Source organism: Micromonospora sp. CV4 (assembly GCF_003667455.1).
Classification (GTDB): Bacteria; Actinomycetota; Actinomycetes; order Mycobacteriales; family Micromonosporaceae; genus Micromonospora.
The window spans coordinates 66,322-83,138 of sequence record NZ_RCVI01000216.1 but is presented as its reverse complement, the minus strand read 5'-3'; the positions used below and the strand labels follow the sequence as shown (position 1 = coordinate 83,138).

Sequence of the window (16,817 nt, the reverse complement as noted above, 5' to 3'; positions counted from 1 at the left end):
CCCCACGTCCGGCGTCGTTCACCGGGGTTCATCAAGGGTCCGTCCGCGCCACCTACCGTTGGCGGCGCACCTGCTCCATCCCTGCGCCGGCACCCGTCGGCGGCGACCGACCACAGGACGTGATGATGCGCGACGAGTTCCGGGCCGACCTCCAGATCGTCAGCCAACTGCTGGTGGACATGGCGGAGGGCGTCCGCGCCGCCATGCGCCAGGCCACCCGGGCCCTGCTCACCGCCGACCGGCAAGCCGCCGAGACGGTCATCGAGCGGGACGCCGAGATCGACGACCTCTACCGGCACGTCGAGGAGCGGGTCTGTGACCTGCTCGCCCGGCAGGCGCCGGTCGCCTCCGACCTGCGGGCCATGATCACCGCGCTGCACGTGGCCGCCGACCTGGAGCGGATGGGTGACCTGGCCGACCACGTGGCGAAGACCGCGCTGCGCCGGCACCCCTCACCCGCCGTCCCGGCGGAGCTGCGGGCGATCTTCACCGAGATGGCGGACATCGCCGACCGGATGGCGGTGAAGATCGGTTCGGTGCTCGCGAAGCCCGACGCCGACCTCGCCGGCGAGCTGGACCGCGACGACGACGCGATGGACGAGCTGCACAAGAACCTGTTCGCGGTGCTGCTCGGCGAAGACTGGCCGTACGGGGTGGAGACCGCGATCGACGCCACCCTGCTCGGTCGCTTCTACGAGCGCTTCGCCGACCACGCGGTCAACGCCGGTGAGCACGTGGTCTACCTGATCACCGGGGAGACCTCCCCCACCGCCAGCTGACCTGCGGAAAAGGGCCCCTGGTCGTCGCCGAGCGACAACGAGGGGCCCTTTTCTGATGCCTAGCGGCCCTGGTTGGCCACCGCGGCGGCGGCCGCCTTGGCGGCGGTCGGGTCGAGGTAGGTGCCGCCCAGGGTGAGGGGGCGCAGCTGCGGGTCGAGGTCGTAGCGCAGCGGGATGCCGGTCGGGATGTTCAGCTTGGCGATCGCCTCGTCGGAGATCTGGTCGAGGTGCTTGACCAGGGCCCGCAGCGAGTTGCCGTGCGCGGCCACCAGCACCGTCCGGCCGGCCAGGATGTCCGGCACGATCGAGTCGTACCAGTAGGGCAGCATCCGCTCGACGACGTCCTTGAGGCACTCGGTACGCGGCATCAGCTCGGTCGGCAGCAGCGCGTACCGCGGATCGCCCACCTGCGACCACTCGTCGTCGTCGGCGATCGGCGGCGGCGGGGTGTCGTACGACCGGCGCCAGAGCATGAACTGCTCTTCGCCGTACTCGTCAAGGGTCTGCTTCTTGTTCTTGCCCTGCAGGGCGCCGTAGTGCCGCTCGTTGAGCCGCCACGACCGGCGCACCGCGATCCAGTGCCGGTCGGCGGCGTTCAGCGCCAGCTCGGCGGTGCGGATCGCCCGGCGCATCACGCTGGTGTGCACGACGTCCGGCAGCAGGCTGTGCTCGCGCATCAGCTCGCCGCCGCGCCGCGCCTCACCCTCGCCCTTCTCGGTCAGGTCGACGTCCACCCAGCCGGTGAAGAGGTTCTTGGCGTTCCAGTCGCTCTCGCCGTGCCGCAGCAGGACCAGCGTCCCGACGGTGGGCCCCTCGCTCGCAGTCATGCGGATCATCCTGCCTCAACCGCCGCCGGGACACGCGGGCACCCGTCGTGACGACCACCACGTGAAAATGCTGGTGACCAGCGACTCCGTCCCCGACTAGGTTGTAAGGCGCTCAAGTCACACCGGTCATTACTTGCAAGCGGGGGCGCCACGTGCGGACGATGCGGAGCTGGTTCCGGGAAACCACCGGCGGCCTGCCAACCACTTTCTGGTACCTGTGGACCGGCACGCTGATCAATCGGCTCGGCTCGTTCGTCCTCGTCTTCCTCGCCATCTACCTGACCCAGGAACGCGGCTTCTCCGCCTCCCAGGCCGGCCTGGTGCTCGGGCTGTGGGGCGTCGGCGGCGCGGTCGGCACCACCGCCGGCGGCACCCTGGCCGACCGGTGGGGCCGGCGACCGACGTTGCTCACCGCGCACGTGGGCGCGGCCGTGATGATGCTCGGCCTCGGGCTGGCCAAGGACCTCTGGGCCGTGGCGCTGGGCGCGCTGCTGCTCGGCCTGTTCGCCGAGGCGGCCCGGCCCGCGTTCGGGGCCATGATGATCGACGTGGTGCCGGCGAAGGACCGGTTGCGCGCCTTCTCGCTCAACTACTGGGCGATCAACCTGGGTTTCGCCTGCGCCGCCGTCCTCGCCGGCCTCGCGGCGCAGGCCGACTACCTGCTGCTGTTCGTGGTCGACGCGGCCACCATGCTGATCACCGCGCTGATCATCTTCACCCGCGTGCCGGAGACCCGGCAGAGCGGCCGTGCGGCCGCCGCGGCCGCTGCGGCGAAGGCCCCGCGCGGCGCCCTGCGGACGATCCTCACCGACCGGGTCTACCTCGGCTTCGTGGCGCTGAACCTGCTGGCCGCCCTGGTGTTCCTCCAGCACATCTCGATGCTGCCGATCGCCATGAGCGACGACGGCCTCAGCCCCGCCACCTACGGCTCGGTGATCGCGCTCAACGGCGTCCTGATCGTGATCGGTCAGCTCTTCGTGCCCCGGCTGATCCGGGGCCGGAGCCGCTCACACGTGCTCGCGCTGGCCGCCGTGGTGATGGGCGCCGGATTCGGCCTGACCGCGTTCGCCGGCACCGTCTGGCTCTACGGGCTGACCGTGCTGATCTGGACGGTCGGCGAGATGCTGAACTCGCCGTCCAACTCCACCCTGATCGCCGAGCTGTCCCCGGCCGAGCTGCGGGGGCGCTACCAGGGCGTGTTCTCCCTCTCGTGGCAGATCGCCGGCGCCTGTGCGCCGATCCTCGGCGGCCTGGTGCGTGAGCACGCCGGCAACGCCACGCTCTGGCTCGCCTGTGCCGCGATCGGCGTCGTGACCGCGGTGGCACACCTGGTGTCCGGCCCGGTCCGGGAGCGGCGCGCCACCGCCCTGCGGCGCTCAGGTGAGGCGCTGGCACCGGTCGGCGCCACCCCGCCGACGGCGGCACAGCCCGAGCCGGCGACTGCCTGACCGCGCCTCATCGCCGGATCGCAAGGGTTCATGATTAGGTATTCGAGTGGCGGGACCCCGGCCGGTTTCCTACGGTTCTCTGGAAACAGTTAGGAACCTGAAGTGTCGGGAGGTCGGGTGCAGTCCTTGCGGCGCTGGTGGCACGAGACCGCGGGTGGGCTTCCCGCCACCTTCTGGTACCTCTGGGCCGGCCTGCTCATCAACCGAGCGGGCGCGTTCGCCATGCTCTTCCTGTCGCTGTACCTCACCGACGCGCGAGGGGCCAGCGAGGCGCTGGCCGGCACCGTCGTCGGCGCGTACGGGGCCGGCGGGGCGGCCGGCGTGCTGCTGGGCGGGGTGCTGGCCGACCGGTGGGGCCGCCGGGCCACCCTGCTCGCCGCGCACCTGATCACCGCCGCCCTGATGGTGGCACTGGCCTTCAGCCGGCCCCTGCTGCTGATCGCGGTGCTCTCGGCGCTGGTCGGCGTGGTGCACTCCATGCCGAGCCCGGCCTTCGTCGCGGCGATCGTGGACGTGGTGCCCGCACAGCGCCGCTCACGCGCGTTCAACCTCCAGTTCTGGGCGTTCAACCTGGGCATGGCGGTCGCCTCGGTGCTCGCCGGGGTGCTGGCCGAGGCGAGCTTCACCGCGCTGTTCCTGGTCGACGCGGCGGCCACCCTCGCCGCCGCCGCCGTGATCGGCTGGAAGGTGCCGGAGACCCTGCGGCGGAGCGTCCCGCCGCCAGCGCCGCCGACGAAGGGCCCGATCCGCAGCCGGGGCCCGGGGCTGCACACCGCGCTCACCGACCGGACCTTCCTGGTCTTCGTCGGGCTCACGTTCGTGCTGGCCGTGCTCACCCTGCAGACCCAGACGATCATGCCGTTGGCCATGCGCGCGGACGGCCTGGGCCCGTCGGCGTACGGGCTGGTCGTGGCGCTCGGCGGGGCGCTGATCGTGCTCGGGCAACTGTTCGTGCCCCGGCTGATCGACCGGCACCGCAAGGACGTCGTGCTGGCGGCCTCGACCGCCCTGCTGGCGGTCGGCTTCGGCGCGCTGGCGGTCGCCGACGAGCTGGCCGTCTACCTGGGCGCCGCGGTGGTCTGGACGGTCGGCTCGATGCTCGCCGCACCGCCCAACGCGCAGATCAACGCGGACCTGGCACCGCCGCAGCTGCGCGCGCGGTACCAGTCGGTCTTCTACCTGACGTTCCCGGCCGCGGCGTTCGTCGCGCCCACGCTCGGCGGGGTGAGCCTCCAGTACCTCGGAGACCGCCACTGGCTCATCGTGGGCGGGCTGGGCCTGCTGGCCGCCCTCGGGCACCTGCTGGCCGGGCCGCCTCGGGAGCGGCACGTCGCCGCCCTTCGCCGGGCCGCCGACCGGGAGCCGACACCGCCCGGGGACCGCGTGCCGGCCGCCTGATCGCTCCGGCACCACGGGGTACGACATACGCAAAGCGCCCACCACGGCCAAAGGTCGTGGTGGGCGCTCGCCGGCGGGGCCGGCGGCGGCGGGCAACACTCACCCCCGTAAGCGTCGCCCGCTCGCGCCGCCGGTCCAAACAGGTGGGCACCGTCCCCCAACGGTTGATCCACCCGTCCCCTCGCGACTCGCTTGGTGCGCGGATCTGATCGATCCGCCGCTCCCCCGAACGTTTCCAAGCGGGACGCGGTGCAATAAAGTTAGTTCGCCCGGATTCTGGATTCAACCCAGACCGCTGTCTCGCCGGTCACAACTCGCGAGTATCCGCAGTTCGGGCCTCGGTCTGTGGCAACAGCCGCATACCCCTCGCGCATTCCCGCAAACACGTCAACCGTCCTCTCGATCGGGTGACTCGGTCCGGAAGAAGTTGCTCTGCCGGCCGTCGCGCATCTGCTCCTGATAGATCAGGTTCAGCCGACGGAGGTCGAAGGTGTGAAACCACTCATCCCAGGTGATCTCACGGATCCGGCTGCTCTCTCGGTAACCGGGGATGTTGAAGGTCAAAACCCCCGCCCGGCCCTCCCGTTCGGTGCCGGCGATGGTCGCCGGCTTCGCACCGCGCTCCCGTGCCCAGCGTTGGATGACCTCGTGATTCGCGGTGATCAGGCTTCGTCCCGGGCGCTCCGGTCGGTCCGCGATCGACGCGATCACCTGCGAACTGCGAACCGATCGTCCGGTGCCCCGACCGGTCCGGATCCCGCCGGCCGCCGGTTGGGTCGCCCCCGCGGGCTTTGCGGGCGCCGCCCGCTTCGCCGCCGACGGCCGCGCCGGCGCCTTCTTGGCCGGCGCCTTCCGCGCGGGCGCGGTCCGGGCCGTCGTCGTCTTGCGGGCCGTGGTCGTCTTGCGCGCAGCCGTCGTCTTGCGGGCGGCTGCTGTCGTCTTACGCGCGGCCGTCGTCTTACGCGCGGCCGCTGCCTTGAGGGCGGTCGTCGACTTCGCCGCTGTCGTCTTCTTCGCCGGCGCCGTCGTCTTCTTCGCGGCCGTGGTCCTCTTCGCCGGTGTCGTCTTCTTCGCGGCAGTCTTCTTTGCCGCTGTCGTCTTCTTCGCCGCCGGCGCCGTCGTCCTCTTCGCGGCCGTCGTCTTCCTGGCCGCCGCCGTCGTCCTCTTCGCGGCCGTCGTCTTCTTGGCCGCGGCCCGCTTCGCGGGGGCGCTCTTGTTCGCCGGTGCGGCCTTCGCACGGCTCGGCGCCGCGCGGGTCGCCGACTTCTTCGTGGCGGCGGCACGACCCGCCGACGCCCGGGTGCCGGTTGCCCGGCCGGCCGGACCGGTGCTGCGCCGGCCCGCGCCACCGCTCTCGGCGCGCAGCGAGCGCACCAGCTGTTTCACCAGGTCCGGTTTACGCAGCGCGGAGATCCCGGAGACCCCGCGTTTGCGCAGTTGACCGCGGATGTCGTCCACCCGCATCCCGGAGATCTCCGACTCGGAGATTCCGGGGGTGTTCGGCGTCTGGTTGCCGGTCTGTCGTTTCGTCCTGGTCGCAGTCCCGCCGCGACCTGAGCTGTTCCGCTGAGCCATGGGACGCTCACGCTCCTCGACACTCCGTCCTCGGCGCGCGGGGGTCCCTTTGCCGCACCGCGCGGTGCGGCATACCCGTCAGGACCGCTCCGAACCACCAGCCGACAAACCGGCTCGGGGCAGGGGCGGTCGGGCCGGGGTGCGACGGACGGTCAGGCCGGGCCGGGGCCGGAGCCGGAGGGCTCGAAGAGGTGCGCGAAGGCGGCCAGGTTGGCGGTCGACTCGCCGCGCTTGACCCGCCACTCGTACTCGCGCCGGATGGAGCTGCCGAAGCCGATCTCCAGCATGGTGTCGAAGGACTCGTCGGCGTACGTGAGCACCGCGCCGAGGAGCCGGTCCAACTCGTCGGCGTCGACCCCGGACGGGTTGACCCGTCCGGTCAGGTACACGTCGCCGACCGCGTCCGTGGAGAAGGAGACCCCGTACATCCGGGCGTTGCGCTGCAACAGCCAGGCCCACAGCTCCTCACGCCGCTCGTCCGGCTGGCGCATCACGAACGCCTCGATCCGCAGCGCGTGCTCGCCGACGATGAGGTTGCAGACCGTCTTGAGCTTGTGGGTGCCCGGCAGGGTCACCGCGTACGAGCCCGGCCCGGTCGACTCGCAGGCCAGCTCCCGCTCGGCACAGACGGACTCGATCAGGGTCGCAAGATCGCTCTGTGGGCTCACCGGACCCACTTTACGACCGGCCGGGCCGGACCACCGGGTGACGACCCCGCGCCTTGAGATCACCAGGAGCAGGAGAGCGCCGGGTTGCAGGCGAGGTCGGCGACGAGGCGGGCACGGTGCGCGGCGGTCGCCTCGCCGTAGACGGCGAGCAGGCCGGCGACCGTGCGGTCCCAGGAGAAGTGCCGGGCGTGCTGCTCGGCGCCTCGGGCCAGCGCCGCCCGCCGGGCCTGGTCCGGCAGCAGGCGGGCCAGCGCGAGAGCCCAGTCCGCCGGGTCGTGCCCGTCGATCAGCACCCCGCTCACCTGGTCCCGCACGGCGGTGACCAGACCGCCGACGGCGGCGGCCAGCACCGGCGTACCGCAGGCCTGGGCTTCCAGGGCGACCAGCCCGAAGGATTCGTTGTGCGACGGCACCGCGACCAGGTCGGCGGCCCGGTACAGCGCCGGCAGGTCGTCACCGGTGCGCGGCGGCAGGAAGCGCACCCGGTCGGCGACCCCGAGTGTGGCGGCCAGCTCGATGAGCGCGGTCGGCCGGTCGAGCCCGCTGCCGCTGGGCCCGCCGCAGATCGCCACGGTGACCTGGTCGGCCAGCGCCGGGTCGCGCTCCCGGAGCGCGGCGACCGCGCGGATCAGCACGTCGGGCGCCTTGAGCGGCTGGATCCGACCGACGAAGGCCACCAGGTACCCGTCGACCGGCAGCCCCAGCCGCTCGCGGGCGGCGCGGGCCGCCGCGTACCGGTCGCCCGGCGCGGGCCGGAACCGGTCCAGGTCGACGCCCGGCTGCACGACGGCGACGTGGTCGGGGTCGGCGTCGTACCGGTCGACGAGATCGCGGGCCTCGACCCGCGTGTTGGCGACCAGCCGGTCCGCCTCGGCGACCACCTGCTCCTCGCCGATCACCCGGGCCTTCGGCTCGGGCCGGTCACCGGCCGCGAGTTGGGCGTTCTTGACCTTCGCCAGGGTGTGCGCGGTGTGCACCAGCGGCACCCCCCAGCGTTCCTTGGCCAGCCAGCCGACCTGGCCGGAGAGCCAGTAGTGGGAGTGGATCAGGTCGTAGTGCCCGGGCGGGCGGGACGCCTCGGCGCGCAGCACGCCGGCGGTGAAGGCGCAGAGCTGGCCGGGCAACTCCTCCTTGGTCAGCCCCTCGAGCGGGCCGGAGGTGATGTGCCGGACCTGCACGCCGGGGGCCATCTCGACCACCGGGGGCAGGTCGCCGGAGGTGGCGCGGGTGAAGATCTCCACCTCGACGTTGGCCTCGGCGAGCCGCCGGGCGACCTCCAGGATGTAGACGTTCATCCCGCCGGCGTCGCCCGTGCCGGGCTGGTGCAGCGGAGAGGTGTGCACCGACAGGGTGGCGATGCGGCGGGGCCGGGGCCACGGCTGGGCACCTCGTTGACGACCGACACCGGTGTGCAGCTCCGCCACGTCCGCTCCTCTTGTCACGGTTGATGCCGTCTCGCACGACCGGCGCTTCTCGGACAACCTGTACGCCGGATGTCATCTTCCCCATCGGCCTACGGAAATTCGCCCGCGCGGCCCCCCGGCGTGACGGACCTCATGACCGCCCACCCTCCTGCCCGCTGACGGCGGGCCCCACGCCCGCCCGGACCGGGCCGGAGGGCCGGGGCGACAATGACGGGATGACCTCTGTCGCCATCGTGACCGGAGCCTCCAGCGGGATCGGCGCGGCCACCGCCCGCCGGCTCGCCGCCGAGGGTTTCCACGTGCTCGCCGCCGCCCGCCGCGCCGACCGGCTCACCCACCTGGTCGCCGAGATCGCCGCCTCCGGCGGGCAGGCCACCGCGGTGACCTGCGACGTCACCTCGGACGAGTCGGTGGCCGGGCTCGCCGAGGCCGCCGCGCGGGCGCCCGGGCCGGTAACCCTGCTGGTCAACAACGCTGGCGGCGCGCGCGGGCTGGACCCGGTGGAGTCCGGTTCGATCGACGACTGGCAGTGGATGTACGACGTCAACGTGCTCGGCACGCTGCGGGTGACCCAGGCCCTGCTGCCGGCGCTGGAGGCGTCCGGCGCGGGCACGATCGTGGTGGTCTCCTCCACCGCCGGCCTGACCGTGTACGAGGGCGGGGGCGGCTACACCGCGGCGAAGCACGCGCAGACCGCCATCGCCGGCACGCTCCGGCTGGAGTTGTGCGGGCGACCGCTGCGGGTGATCGAGATCGACCCGGGCATGGTGAAGACCGACGAGTTCGGGCTGGTCCGCTTCGACGGCGACGCGGATCGGGCCGCCGCCGTGTACGCCGGCGTCCCCGGGCCACTGGTCGCCGAGGACGTGGCGGACTGCATCGCCTGGTGCGCCACCCGCCCCGAGCACGTCAACGTGGACCGGCTGGTGGTCCGGCCGCGGGCGCAGGCCGCCCAGCACAAGGTGCACCGGGTCGGCCAGTGAAGCGCGAGGAGTGAGCCGGTTTTGCGAGCCCCGCAGTCGCGAACCGACAAGTCCAGTGAAGCGCGAGGAGTGAGCGGCGCGGCGCGGCGTCGGCCGCTCGGGGTGGTCACCCGGGGCACGACCAACCCGAACCGGCTCCGACGCGTGGACAACTGGATCGTCGCGACCTGCGGCGACCGGCTACGCGCGGCGGCCGATCCGCTGGTGGTCGACCTCGGCTACGGCGCCACCCCGGTGACGGCGGTGGAGTTGCGGGCCCGGCTGGCCGCCGGGGTCCGTCGGGACGTACGGCTGGTCGGGCTGGAGATCGATCCGGCCCGGGTGGCAGCTGCGGAGCCGGCCGCCGACCCACCCGGGCTGACCTTCGCCCGGGGCGGCTTCGAGTTGGCCGGGCTCCGGCCGGTGCTGGTCCGCGCGTTCAACGTGCTGCGTCAGTACGACGAGCGCGACGTGCCGGACGCCTGGCGGACCATGACCGCCGCGCTGGCTCCCGGCGGGGTGCTCGTCGAGGGCACCTGTGACGAGCTGGGCCGTCTCGCCGGCTGGCTGCTGATCGACGCCGACGGCCCCCGGACGCTGACCCTGGCCGCGAAGCTCACCACGCTGGACAGCCCTGCCGAGCTGGCCGAACGGCTTCCCAAGGCGCTGATCCACCACAACGTCCCCGGCGAGCCGGTGCACGACCTGATCCGCGCGCTGGACGACGCCTGGCTGACCGCCGCCCCGTACGCCACGTTCGGCCCCCGCCAACGCTGGCTGCGAGCCGTAACCCACCTGAAGGAAACCGGCTGGCCCGTCCTAGACCGCCCCCACCGCTGGCGCCAGGGCGAGCTGACCCTCCCCTGGCCCACCGTGGCCCCCGGCGTCTGACCCCGGCCGAACCACGTCGATCATGGAGTAGTGGTGGGCGCTTCAGCCCCGATTGCGCTGTTCGTCCCCCACCACAACTCCATGATCGACCCCCTGACGGGGGCCTAGAGGGCGCAGTTGATTAGGACGGGTTCGGGGTGCAGGGTCACGCCGAAGCGGGCGTGCACGGTGTCGCGGATGTCGCCGGCGAGGGTGAGCAGGTCGGCCGTGCTCGCCGTACCGCTGCGGTTGGTGAGGGCCAGGGTGTGCTTGCCGGAGATCGCCACGCCGTCCGGGCCGGGGTGGCCCTTGGTGAAGCCGGCCTTGTCGATCAGCCAGGCCGCGCTCACCTTGACCGTGTCGTCGTGCCCGGGCCAGGATGGCGGCTCGCCCAGCTCGGCGGCGCGCTCCCGGAGCTGCTCGTACGCCGCCCGGTCGAGCACCGGGTTGGTGAAGAAGGAGCCGACCGAGCGAGTGTCCGGGTCGGTGGGGTCGAGCACCATGCCCTTGCCGGCGCGCAGCCGCAGCACCGCCGCTCGGGCAGCGGCCAGCGACACCCGCTCGCCCACCTCGACACCGAGCGCCCGAGCCAGTTCGGCGTAGCGCACCGGGCCGGAGAGCGGGGACCGGGCGAGCCGGAAGTCCACGGACAGCACCACCATCCGGTCCCGGTACTTGAAGATGCTGCCCCGGTAGGCGAACCCGCAGTCGGCGGCGGGGACGAACTGGCGGATGTCCTCGACCCGGTCGTACACCTCGACGCCGGTGATGGTCTCGGCGACCTCCTGGCCGTACGCGCCGACGTTCTGGATCGGGGTGGCACCGGTCGAGCCGGGGATGCCGGAGAGGCACTCCAGCCCGGCCCAGCCGTTGGCCACCGTCGTGGCGACGAGGTCGTCCCAGGGCTCACCGGCCTCGACCCGTACCGTGACCGAATCGGCGTCCTCGGCGACGATCCGCAGGCCGCGGGAGCGCACCAGGACGACCGTTCCGGGGAAGCCGACGTCGCCGATCACCACGTTGCTGCCGCCCGCCAGGATCAGAAGTGGGTCTTCCGTGGCGCGAATGGCCCGAACGATCTCGTCGGCACTGCCGGCAGCCATGATCCGCCGGGCCGGCCCACCCATCCGCAGCGTGGTGTAGCTGGCCAGTGGACCAGGGATGGCACGATCGGCTTCGGTTGTCGGCTGGGCGTAGGCGTCTGACACGTCTTTCACCTTAGGCTGAGGGGCAGCCGTGGCACCCACTGGTGGCCCGGCACCCCCGGGAGGATGGCGATGAGCAGACTGCAGGGCAGCAAGGATTTCTGGATCGGCGCGCTCCGGACGGAGGGTCCGGCCTTCGCCTCGGCGGTGGCGGAAGCGCCGCCGGAGACACCGGTCCTGTCCTGTCCGGGCTGGACGGTCAATGATCTCACGCTGCACCTCGCCGGCATCTACCACTGGGTTTCTTCGTTTGTCGGCTCCGGTCTGACCACCGCGCCGGCCCGCCGGGAGCGGTTCGAAGCGGACCCGGGCCGGAGTCCCCTCCAGCTCTGGCAGCAGGGGTACGACCAGCTGATGACCCTCTTCGACGGGCTCGACGCGGAGGCCCCGGCGTGGAACTGGGCCCCGCAGCCGAAGAAGGCCGGTTTCTGGCCGCGCCGGATGGCACACGAGACGGCGGTGCACCGCTGGGACGCGCAGCTCGCCATCGCCGCCGGTGAGCCGGTGGAGGCGAAGCTCGCGGCCGACGGGGTGAGCGAGGTGCTGGACACCTGGCTGCCCGCGGGCCGGCGGCGCGAGCAGGGCGAGTGGCACGGCGTGGTGCAGCTCTCCGCGACCGACGCCGCCCAGGAGTGGTATCTGCGGCTGCGCGGGGAGGGGGTGGCGCTGCTGGACACCGCGACCATCTTCGACCACGACGACCACCACGCGCGGGCGCAGGTCAGCGGCACCGCGAGCGACCTGCTGCTGGCGCTCTGGGGCCGGATCAGCTTCGACACGCTGGACGTCGCCGGCGACCGCAACCTGCTCGACGGCCTGCGCACCCGCTGACCGCTGCCCGGGATCGGCCCGGGACGACACGACGAGGGCGTCACTCCTCCGGGGTGGCGCCCTCGGTCGTGCCGGCGTCCCAGGGTCACAATCCGCATCGATGAGAGAGCGCTCTCTTGACAGCGCGCGGGTGACCCACCAACCTGTCGTGAGAGCGCTCTCTTGGCCATCCACCACCATCCGACCACCTTGAGAGAGGTCCGAATCCCATGGCTGTCTTCCCGCGCCGCCGCCTCGCCGCGGTGGCCCTCGCCGCCGCCACCGCCCTGCTCGTCACCGCCGGCTGCGGTGGCGGTGACGAGGCGGACGGGGACGGGCCGGTCACGCTGACCGTCGACGTCTTCGGCCAGTTCGGCTATGAGCAGCTCTACCAGGAGTACATGGCCGCGCACCCCGACGTGAAGATCGTCGAGCGCGGCACCGGCACCAACCTCGACGAGTACTCGCCGAAGCTGACCCAGTGGCTCGCCGCCGGCCGAGGCGCCGGCGACGTGGTGGCCATCGAGGAAGGTCTGATGGTCGAGTACAAGGCGAACCCCGGCAACTTCGTCAACCTGCTGGACCACGGCGCCGCCGACCTCAAGGGCAACTTCCTCGAATGGAAGTGGAACGCCGGGCTGACCGCCGACGGCAAGCAGCTGATCGGCCTCGGCACCGACGTCGGCGGCATCGCCATCTGCTACCGCAAGGACCTCTTCGCCAAGGCCGGCCTGCCCACCGAGCGGGACGCGGTGTCCCAGCTCTGGCCCACCTGGCAGGACTACATCGCCACCGGTGAACGGTTCGTCGCGGCGAAGACCGGGGCTTCCTTCCTCGACGCGGCGACCAACACCTTCAACACCATCCTGCTGCAGACCGCCGGCAACACGAACGGCTACAGCTACTACGACACGAGCGGCAACCTGGTCGTCGACAGCAACCCGGCCGTACGGCAGGCCTGGGACACCACCATGGACATGATCGACTCGGGCCTCTCCGGAAAGTACGGCTCCTGGTCCGAGGAGTGGGTCTCCGCGTTCAAGCAGTCGAAGTTCGCCACCATCGCCTGCCCCGCCTGGATGACCGGGGTCATCGAGGGCAACGCCGGCCCGGCCGCCAAGGGCAAGTGGGACATCGCCAAGGTTCCCGGCAACGGCGGCAACTGGGGTGGATCGCACCTCGCGGTGCCCAAGCAGAGCAAGCACCAGGCCGAGGCGATCGAGCTGGCCAAGTTCCTGACCAGCGCCAAGGGCCAGATCGGGGCGTTCAAGGCCAAGGGCCCGCTGCCCTCCTCGCCGCAGGCCCTCGACGATGTGGCGATCACCGGAGCGACCAACGCGTACTTCTCCGGCGCCCCGGTCGGCACGATCTTCGGCACCGGCGCGAAGAGCCTGAAGCCGGTCTACATGGGTCCCAAGAACCAGGCCGTCCGCACCGAGGTGGAGAACGCCGTACGGACCGTGGAGCTCGGCCAGCGGAACCCCGAACAGGGCTGGACGGACGCGGTGACCAACGCGAAGAAGGCCGCCGCCAAGTAGCCCGAACCAGCGTGCGGGCGGGCTCCGGCGACCGGAGTCCCGCCCGCACGGCGGAAAGGAGTTCCCGGGCATGACCGTCCAGCTCGACGCCCGCCCGCCGGTCGCACCGGCAGCGGGCAACCACCGCCAATCGTCGGGCCGGCTCAGCCGCCTCGACACCCGACTCTCGCCGTACCTCTACATCGCCCCGTTCTTCCTGCTCTTCGCGGTCTTCGGGGCGTACCCGCTGGTGTACACGTTCTGGGTCTCACTGCACGACTGGGATCTGCTGGGCACCGACCATCCGTTCGTGGGCGCGGAGAACTACACCCAGCTGCTGGCCGACGTCGACTTCTGGCACGCGGTGGTCAACACGCTGGGCATCTTCGTCATCTCCACCGTCCCGCAACTGCTCGCCGCGCTCTGGCTGGCCAACCTGCTCAACCGGGGGCTGCGGGCGCGCACCGGCTGGCGGATGGCGGTGCTCGTCCCGAACGTGACGTCCACGGCCGCCGTGGCGATCGTGTTCGGGGTGCTCTTCGGCCGCGAATTCGGAATGATCAACTGGCTGCTGGACCTGGTCGGGCTCGACCCGATCGCCTGGAAATCCGACCGGGTGGCCTCCTGGGTGGCCATCTCCGCCATGGTCGACTGGCGCTGGACCGGCTACAACGCGCTGATCCTCCTGGCCGCGATGCAGGCCATCCCCCGCGACCTGTACGAGGCGGCGGCGATCGACGGCGCCAACCGGGTACGGCAGTTCTGGTCGATCACCGTGCCACTGCTCAAGCCGACGATCATCTTCTGCGTCATCGTCGCCACCATCGGCGGGTTGCAGCTCTTCACCGAACCACGGCTGTTTCATTCCGGCACCAACCCGATCCGGGGCGGACCGCTGCGCGAGTCACAGACCGTGACCATGTACATGTTCGAGAACGCCTTCGCGCCGCACTACAACTTCGGGTGCGGCTCGGCGGTGGCCTGGCTGCTCTTCGCGCTCATCGCCATCGTCGCCGCGGTCAACGTCCTGGTCCTGCGCCGGCTGGGCGGCGGACCGGGCACCAAGAAGGGAGCGGCCCGATGAGCCGGCTCTGGCGGGCCAGCCCGCTCACCTACCTGGCCCTGGTGGCCGCCGCCGGGATGTCGATCTTCCCGATCTGGTGGATGTTCGTGGTGGCCAGCCGGTCCAGCGACGCGATGGGGCAACTTCCGCCGCCGATCACCCCGGGTGGCAACCTGGGCGCCAACATCTCCCGCCTGTTCGACAACACCGACGCGTACTTCCTGACCGGCCTGATCAACTCGACGATCGTGGCCGGCACGGTGACCGTCTCGGTGGTGTTCTTCGCCAGCCTGGCCGGCTTCGCCTTCGCGAAACTGCGGTTCCGCGGCCGCAACGCGCTGCTGCTCGTGGTCATCGCGACCATGATGGTGCCGACGCAGCTCGGTGTGATCCCGCTGTACATGCTGATGACCCGGCTCAACTGGAACGACCGTCTGCCGGCGGTGATCGTGCCGGCGCTGGTCACCGGGTTCGGCGTGTTCATGATGCGGCAGTACGCCGGCCAGGCGGTCAGCGACGAGCTGATCGAGGCCGCCCGAATGGACGGCTGCGGCACCGCCCGGACGTTCCTGCACGTGGTGCTGCCCGCGCTGCGTCCGGCCGCCGCCGTGCTCGGCCTGCTCACGTTCATGACCACCTGGAACGACTTCCTGTGGCCGTACGCTGTGCTGAACGACCCGGCGAACCCGACCGTGCAGCTCTCCCTGCGGGCGCTGTCGGACGGGTACTACCAGGACATGTCGCAGGTCTTCACCGGGACGGCCATCGCGACGCTGCCTCTGCTGCTGGTCTTCGTGCTGTTCGGCCGGCAGATCATCGGCGGGATCATGGAAGGTGCGGTCAAGGCGTGAGCGAGCGAACCAGCAGGCGCAGCAGCGAGGCGGCTGAAATCCGGTTTCCCGAGCACTTCCTCTGGGGCGCGGCCACCGCCGCGTACCAGATCGAGGGCGCGGCCCGGGACGACGGACGCGGCCCGTCCATCTGGGACACCTTCAGCCGCACACCGGGCAAGGTGTACCAGGGCCACACCGGCGACGTCGCCTGCGACCACTACCACCGGTACGCCGACGACGTGGCGCTGATGGCCGAGCTGGGGTTGCGGGCGTACCGGTTCTCGGTCGCCTGGCCCCGGATCCAGCCGGACGGCACGGGCCCGGCCAATCCGCGCGGGCTGGACTTCTACGACCGGCTCACCGACAAGTTGCTCGCACAGGGGATCGACCCGATCGTCACCCTCTACCACTGGGACCTGCCGCAGACGCTGGACGACCGGGGCGGCTGGACCAACCGGGACACCGCCGAGCACTTCGCCACGTACGCCACGGCGGTGTACGCCCGCCTCGGCGACCGGGTGGACGTCTGGACCACGCTCAACGAGCCCTGGTGCTCGGCGTACCTCGGCTACGGCAACGGGGTGCACGCCCCGGGCGAGCAGGACCCGGCGGCGGCCTTCACCGCCGTACACCATCTGCTGCTCGGGCACGGCCTGGCGGCGCGGGCGCTGCGCGCGGCCGGCGCGCGCAGCGTGGGCATCACCCTCAACCCCGCCGATGTACGGCCGGCCGACCCGCAGAGCGCGGCCGACGCCGCCGCGGTCCGCCTGGTCGACGGCCTGCACAACCGGATCTTCCTCGATCCGCTGTTGGCCGGCGGCTACCCGGACGACGTGCGGGAGCACGTGGCGCGCATCGTCGAGCCGACGTTCATCCGGGACGGCGACGAGAAGCTGATCGCCGCCCCGATCGACCTGCTCGGAATCAACTACTACTCGCCGAGTTACGTCGCCGGTCGGCCCGACGGCGCGGGCAACGGCGCGTACCCGGGCACCGAGGGCGCGGTGCACTTCCTGCCGGCGGCCGGGCCACTCACCGACATGGGTTGGATGATCGAGCCCGCAGGGCTGACCCGACTTTTGGAGCGGATCGCCACCGACTACCCCGGTGTGCCGCTGCTGATCACCGAGAACGGCGCGGCGTTCCCCGACAAGCCCGGCGGCGACTCGCCCGACGGACCGGGGCAGGTGATCGACACCGACCGGATCGCCTACCTCGACGGACACCTGCGGGCCGCGCACGAGGCGATCTCCCGGGGCGTGGACCTGCGCGGCTATCTCGTATGGTCGTTCCTGGACAACTTCGAGTGGGCGGAGGGCTACCGCAAGCGGTTCGGGATCGTGCACGTCGACTACCTGACCCAGCGGCGCACACCGAAGGCCAGCGCCCGGTGGTACCAGGAGGTGATCTCCCGGAACGGGCTGTGACGAGCGGGGGG

15 protein-coding genes and 1 pseudogene are annotated in these 16,817 nt (G+C 71.7%); 11 read left to right on the top strand and 5 right to left on the bottom strand.

All coding sequences use genetic code 11. The features are described 5' to 3' along the window. Positions 1-125: 125 nt before the first annotated feature. A complete protein-coding gene (phoU, locus tag EAD98_RS08930; protein ID WP_121653606.1) occupies positions 126-779 on the top strand; it encodes a phosphate signaling complex protein PhoU in 654 nt (217 codons plus the stop codon). A gap of 59 nt (positions 780-838) precedes the next feature. Here the strand turns inward: phoU and EAD98_RS08925 are convergent, their stop codons facing one another. After that, positions 839-1,606, bottom strand: a complete 768-nt coding sequence (locus EAD98_RS08925; RefSeq protein ID WP_074314836.1) for a phosphoglyceromutase — start codon at positions 1,604-1,606, stop codon at positions 839-841. Positions 1,607-1,758: 152 nt separating this feature from the next. On the opposite strand from EAD98_RS08925, the gene EAD98_RS08920 reads away from it, so the two are divergent. After that, complete coding sequence (locus tag EAD98_RS08920; RefSeq protein WP_121653581.1) at positions 1,759-3,054, top strand: MFS transporter; 1,296 nt, start codon at positions 1,759-1,761, stop codon at positions 3,052-3,054. A gap of 117 nt (positions 3,055-3,171) precedes the next feature. After that, a complete protein-coding gene (locus EAD98_RS08915; RefSeq protein ID WP_121653580.1) occupies positions 3,172-4,452 on the top strand; it encodes an MFS transporter in 1,281 nt (426 codons plus the stop codon). 387 nt (positions 4,453-4,839) lie between these two features. Here EAD98_RS08915 and EAD98_RS31495 read toward each other — a convergent pair. Then, a pseudogene (locus EAD98_RS31495) lies at positions 4,840-5,268 on the bottom strand (hypothetical protein); the annotation flags it as partial. Between the two features lie 22 nt (positions 5,269-5,290). Here EAD98_RS31495 and EAD98_RS31490 point away from each other — a divergent pair. Beyond that, complete coding sequence (locus tag EAD98_RS31490; protein WP_233578474.1) at positions 5,291-5,893, top strand: hypothetical protein; 603 nt, start codon at positions 5,291-5,293, stop codon at positions 5,891-5,893. 286 nt (positions 5,894-6,179) lie between these two features. On the opposite strand, the gene EAD98_RS08905 is transcribed toward EAD98_RS31490, so the two are convergent. Both EAD98_RS08905 and mshA read right to left on the bottom strand, forming a co-directional pair. Beyond that, positions 6,180-6,695, bottom strand: a complete 516-nt coding sequence (locus EAD98_RS08905) for a YbjN domain-containing protein (protein WP_121653605.1) — start codon at positions 6,693-6,695, stop codon at positions 6,180-6,182. Positions 6,696-6,754: 59 nt separating this feature from the next. Continuing rightward, positions 6,755-8,119, bottom strand: a complete 1,365-nt coding sequence (gene mshA / locus EAD98_RS08900; RefSeq protein ID WP_121653578.1) for a D-inositol-3-phosphate glycosyltransferase — start codon at positions 8,117-8,119, stop codon at positions 6,755-6,757. A gap of 215 nt (positions 8,120-8,334) precedes the next feature. On the opposite strand from mshA, the gene EAD98_RS08895 reads away from it, so the two are divergent. Together EAD98_RS08895 and EAD98_RS08890 are read left to right on the top strand one after the other, a co-directional pair. Beyond that, positions 8,335-9,102: an SDR family oxidoreductase gene (locus EAD98_RS08895; protein WP_121653577.1), complete on the top strand. Its 768-nt coding sequence runs from the start codon at positions 8,335-8,337 to the stop codon at positions 9,100-9,102. A gap of 69 nt (positions 9,103-9,171) precedes the next feature. After that, positions 9,172-9,972 (top strand): class I SAM-dependent methyltransferase, encoded by an 801-nt coding sequence (locus EAD98_RS08890; protein ID WP_121653576.1) that lies wholly within the window; start codon positions 9,172-9,174, stop codon positions 9,970-9,972. Between the two features lie 104 nt (positions 9,973-10,076). On the opposite strand, the gene EAD98_RS08885 is transcribed toward EAD98_RS08890, so the two are convergent. Next, positions 10,077-11,159, bottom strand: coding sequence for a UDP-N-acetylmuramate dehydrogenase (locus tag EAD98_RS08885; RefSeq protein ID WP_121653575.1), 1,083 nt, complete (start codon positions 11,157-11,159; stop codon positions 10,077-10,079). 69 nt (positions 11,160-11,228) lie between these two features. On the opposite strand from EAD98_RS08885, the gene EAD98_RS08880 reads away from it, so the two are divergent. From EAD98_RS08880 to EAD98_RS08860, 5 genes are all read left to right on the top strand, one after another. After that, complete coding sequence (locus EAD98_RS08880) at positions 11,229-11,987, top strand: maleylpyruvate isomerase family mycothiol-dependent enzyme (protein WP_121653574.1); 759 nt, start codon at positions 11,229-11,231, stop codon at positions 11,985-11,987. Positions 11,988-12,196: 209 nt separating this feature from the next. Then, complete coding sequence (locus tag EAD98_RS08875) at positions 12,197-13,504, top strand: ABC transporter substrate-binding protein (RefSeq protein WP_121653573.1); 1,308 nt, start codon at positions 12,197-12,199, stop codon at positions 13,502-13,504. Between the two features lie 70 nt (positions 13,505-13,574). After that, entirely contained in the window at positions 13,575-14,567 is a 993-nt protein-coding gene (locus EAD98_RS08870) for a carbohydrate ABC transporter permease (protein ID WP_121653572.1), read from the top strand. After that, positions 14,564-15,397: a carbohydrate ABC transporter permease gene (locus EAD98_RS08865; RefSeq protein ID WP_121653571.1), complete on the top strand. Its 834-nt coding sequence runs from the start codon at positions 14,564-14,566 to the stop codon at positions 15,395-15,397. Before EAD98_RS08870 ends, EAD98_RS08865 begins: the two co-directional genes overlap by 4 nt. Continuing rightward, a complete protein-coding gene (locus EAD98_RS08860) occupies positions 15,394-16,806 on the top strand; it encodes a GH1 family beta-glucosidase (protein WP_121653570.1) in 1,413 nt (470 codons plus the stop codon). The genes EAD98_RS08865 and EAD98_RS08860 overlap by 4 nt, the downstream gene beginning before the upstream one ends. The last annotated feature ends 11 nt before the right edge of the window (positions 16,807-16,817 follow it).